The organism is Brevundimonas sp. (assembly GCF_003248455.1).
GTDB lineage: Bacteria > Pseudomonadota > Alphaproteobacteria > Caulobacterales > Caulobacteraceae > Brevundimonas.
In genome coordinates, this window is record NZ_QFNM01000070.1 from 1 (window position 1) to 3,605 (window position 3,605).

The following is a 3,605-nucleotide window of genomic DNA, read 5'->3' on the forward strand; positions in this document are numbered from 1 at the left end:
GCAGGCCAGAAAGCCGGCGATGCCGATCGGCACGATGGAGCTTTCGGCCCCGCCCGCCACCATCACCTCGGCGTCGCCCAGGGCGATCATCCGCGCCGCGTCGCCGATGGCGTGGGCGCCGGTGGCGCAGGCGGTCACGACCGAATGGTTCGGCCCCTTCAGCCCGTGGCGGATCGAGATCTGGCCCGAGGCCAGGTTGATCAGGGCCGAGGGGATGAAGAACGGGCTGACCCGCCGCACCCCCTGCTCCTTCAGCACGATGGCCGTGTCCGCGATGGGCCCCAGGCCGCCGATGCCGGAGCCGACCATGACGCCCGTGGCCTCGCGGTCCTCGTCCGTCTCGGGCTTCCAGCCGGCGTCGGCCAGGGCCTCGTCCGCCGCCGCGATGGCGTACAGGATGAAGTCGTCGACGCGCTTCCTGTCCTTGGGCGACATGATCTTGTCGGGGTCGAAGTCGCCCTCGCCTCCGCCGCCGCGCCCGTCCACGCTGGGCACCTCGCCGGCGATGGTGCAGCCATAGCCTTCGGTGTCGAAGGCGGTGATCGGGCCGATGCCCGAGCGTCCCTCGACGATGCCCTTCCAGCTCTTCTCGACGCCCCAGCCCAGGGGGGTCAGCAGACCGATGCCCGTAACGACGACGCGGCGCATGGTGCGTGCTCCTTCAGATCCATACCTCCCCGACGGAATCACGGATTCGTCGGTCGAAAACAGTAAAGGCCGCCGGGCGGCTCCGCTAGGAGCGCCGGGCGGCCCTTTGAACCGTCAGCCTGTTCGGCCGATCTCGGCGACTGGGATCAGCCGGCCGACTTTTCGTCGATGAACTTGACCGCATCGCCGACCGTCTGGATGTGCTCGGCGGCGTCATCCGGGATCTCGATGTCGAATTCTTCTTCGAAGGCCATCACCAGCTCGACGTTGTCGAGCGAGTCGCCGTGACCTTGTCCGGATCGGCGTCCAGGTGGTCGATGACGATCTTGCGAACGCGCTCGAGGGTGTCGGACATGAGTGTCTCTCTGCCTGTTTGAAATCGCCGTAGAGGCGGGGGTAGCTCAGGAAATCGCCGTCTCACGGCAGCGAAGGCGACGCAAGCCCGAAAGCCCGAACCGCCGATGCATCCGACCCTTTAGCACAGGCTTTCGGGCTGGAAATAGTCTGTTGCGCGTCGTGATCTGGACGTTTGGTCCTAAATCATCGCCATGCCGCCGTTCACGTGCAGCGTCTGGCCCGTGACATAGGCGGCTTCGTCGGACGACAGATAGACGGCGGCGGCGGCGATCTCCTCGCCGGCGCCCAGCCGCCCGGCCGGAATACGGCCCAGGATGGTCTCGCGCTGCTGGTCGTTCAGCACGTCGGTCATCGGCGAGGCGATGAAGCCCGGGGCGATGCAGTTGACGGTGATCCCCCGCGATCCGACCTCCTGCGCCAGCGACTTGGAAAAGCCGATCATCCCGGCCTTGGACGCCGAATAGTTGGTCTGGCCCGGATTGCCGGTCACGCCGACGACCGAGGTCACGCCGATGATTCGCCCCGCACGGCGCTTCATCATCCCCTTCACCGCCGCGCGGGTCAGGCGGAAATAGCTCTCCAGATTGATCTGAATGACCGACTGGAAATCCTCGTCCTTCATCCGCATCAGCAGGCCGTCCTTGGTGATCCCCGCATTGGCCACCAGGATGTCCAGCGGCGCGCCCGCCGCCGTCTCGGCCGCATTCACCAGATTGTCGACCGATTCCGGGTCCGACAGGTTGGCCGTGGCGAAATGCGCCCGCTCGCCCAGTTCGTTGGCCAGATCGGCCAGCACCGCCTCGCGCGTGCCCGACAGCACCACGGTCGCCCCTTGAGCGTGCAACGCCCGCGCCACGGCCCCGCCGATGCCCCCCGTCGCGCCCGTCACCAGCGCGGTCTTGCCTGCAAGATTGAACATTTTTGTCTCTCCGAGAGTGGCGAGTGATTAGTGGCGAGTGGCGAGAAAAAGCAAAGCGGTATGGCGAATAGCTCGCCACTCGTCACTCGCTGCTCGTCACTCCCTTCGCGAACGCTTCCAACTCTTCCGGCGTGTTCAGCGGCAGGCTTTCCGCATCCGGCGCGATCCGCTTGGCCATGCCGGTCAGCACCTTGCCCGAACCGACCTCGGCGAAGCGGGTCACGCCGCCCCCAGAACCGGAAGCGCCGGCCATCCATTCCATGCTCTCGCGCCAGCGCACGCGCCCCGTCACCTGTTCGACCAGCAGGCGGCGGATGACTTCCGGATCGCTCTCGGGGCGCGCCAGGACATTGGCCACCACGGGCGCGACGGGCGACACGATGGTCGCCGAGGCCAGCGCGGCCGCCATCTCGTCCGCCGCCGGCTGCATCAGCGGACAGTGGAACGGCGCCGAGACGTTCAGCGGAATCGCCCGCGCGCCCAGTTCCTTGGCCTTTTCGATGGCCCGGTCCACCGCCGCCTTCTCACCCGAGATGACGATGTTGCCGGCGTTGTTGTCATTGGCCACCACGCAGACGCCGATCTCGGCGCCGGCAGCGGCGGCCGCTTCCGCCAGGGCCAGATCCGTCTTGGGTCCGATCAGCGAGGCCATCGCCCCGCGTCCCACCGGCACGGCCCGCTGCATCGCCTGGCCGCGCAGCTTCAGCAGCCGCGCCGTATCGGGCAGAGAAATCGCCCCCGCCGCCGCCAGGGCCGAATATTCGCCCAGCGAGTGACCGGCCACATAGGCCGCGCTCGCCACGTCGAAACCGAATTCGACCTTCAACGCCTGGATCGCCGCCATCGACACCGCCATCAGGGCCGGCTGGGCGTTCTCGGTCAGGGTCAGCTGGTCCTCGGGGCCTTCGCGCATCAGGACCGACAGCTTCTGGCCCAGGGCCTCGTCCACCTCGGCGAAGACGTCGCGCGCCGACCCGAAGGAGTCCGCCAGGGCCGCGCCCATGCCGACGGCCTGGCTGCCCTGTCCCGGAAACAGAAGTGCGAGGGCCATCGACCCCTCCCTGAATCGTTGATCGAGGCGCGGACCCGTAAGGCCAGACTTCCGTCAGGGCAAGCGGGGGCGCAGAGTCCGGCTATCTCCGCCTCACATCGTCGGCGCGACAGGGGCCGGACCGGAACCTCATCCTCGCCCCATCGTCTCCCATCATCCCCGCCTGTCATCCTCGGCCGCCACCTCGTCATCCTCGGCGCCCGCCCGTCATTCTCGCCCACCACCTCGTCATCCTCGGCCTTGTGCCGAGGATCCATACGCTCGGTCTCAAAGGTCGTGGGACGGCGGCGGACACCGGGGTTATGGATCCTCGGCACAAGGCCGAGGATGACGGATGAGAGGGTGGCTCGCCCAGCCATCACAATGCGCCTGGTGCATTCCCTGCGAATCCAACCGCTTGTCGAAATATCTCCCCCATCATCCATCCCCCCTCCAAACGCGCGTATTCTTACCCCGTCTCGTCGCATCGGAGGGCTCGCCTGGCCTGCGACCTTGCGGCGGCGGGAGCGGATGGAACGGGAGCGGGTCCGAAACGGCCCGCGCCGACATCGACTCATGGAGCGGTGTCGGAGGGTCGAGGGGGATACTCGGCCGCACTCGGGACGGGGTTTCGCAGACCCCGCCGACCCG

3 protein-coding genes and 1 pseudogene are annotated in these 3,605 nt (G+C 67.5%); all 4 read right to left on the minus strand.

Annotated features, from left to right (window positions below; translation table 11 throughout):
* Positions 1 to 648: beta-ketoacyl synthase N-terminal-like domain-containing protein (locus DI624_RS15975; protein WP_291540535.1), on the minus strand; the 648-nt coding region annotated here is incomplete at its 3' end.
* A gap of 146 nt (positions 649 to 794) precedes the next feature.
* Positions 795 to 1,003: pseudogene (locus DI624_RS15980) on the minus strand (acyl carrier protein).
* Between the two features lie 180 nt (positions 1,004 to 1,183).
* Positions 1,184 to 1,924: a 3-oxoacyl-[acyl-carrier-protein] reductase gene (gene fabG, locus DI624_RS15985; RefSeq protein ID WP_291540537.1), complete on the minus strand. Its 741-nt coding sequence runs from the start codon at positions 1,922 to 1,924 to the stop codon at positions 1,184 to 1,186.
* 82 nt (positions 1,925 to 2,006) lie between these two features.
* Complete coding sequence (gene fabD / locus DI624_RS15990) at positions 2,007 to 2,975, minus strand: ACP S-malonyltransferase (protein WP_291540540.1); 969 nt, start codon at positions 2,973 to 2,975, stop codon at positions 2,007 to 2,009.
* Positions 2,976 to 3,605: the final 630 nt, after the last annotated feature.

What these genes read in the sequence shown, in the direction of transcription:
- fabG (WP_291540537.1), bottom strand. Translation starts at nt 1,924, where the DNA reads ATGTTCAATCTTGCAGGCAAGACCGCGCTGGTGACGGGCGCGACGGGG.
- fabD (WP_291540540.1), bottom strand. Translation starts at nt 2,975, where the DNA reads ATGGCCCTCGCACTTCTGTTTCCGGGACAGGGCAGCCAGGCCGTCGGC.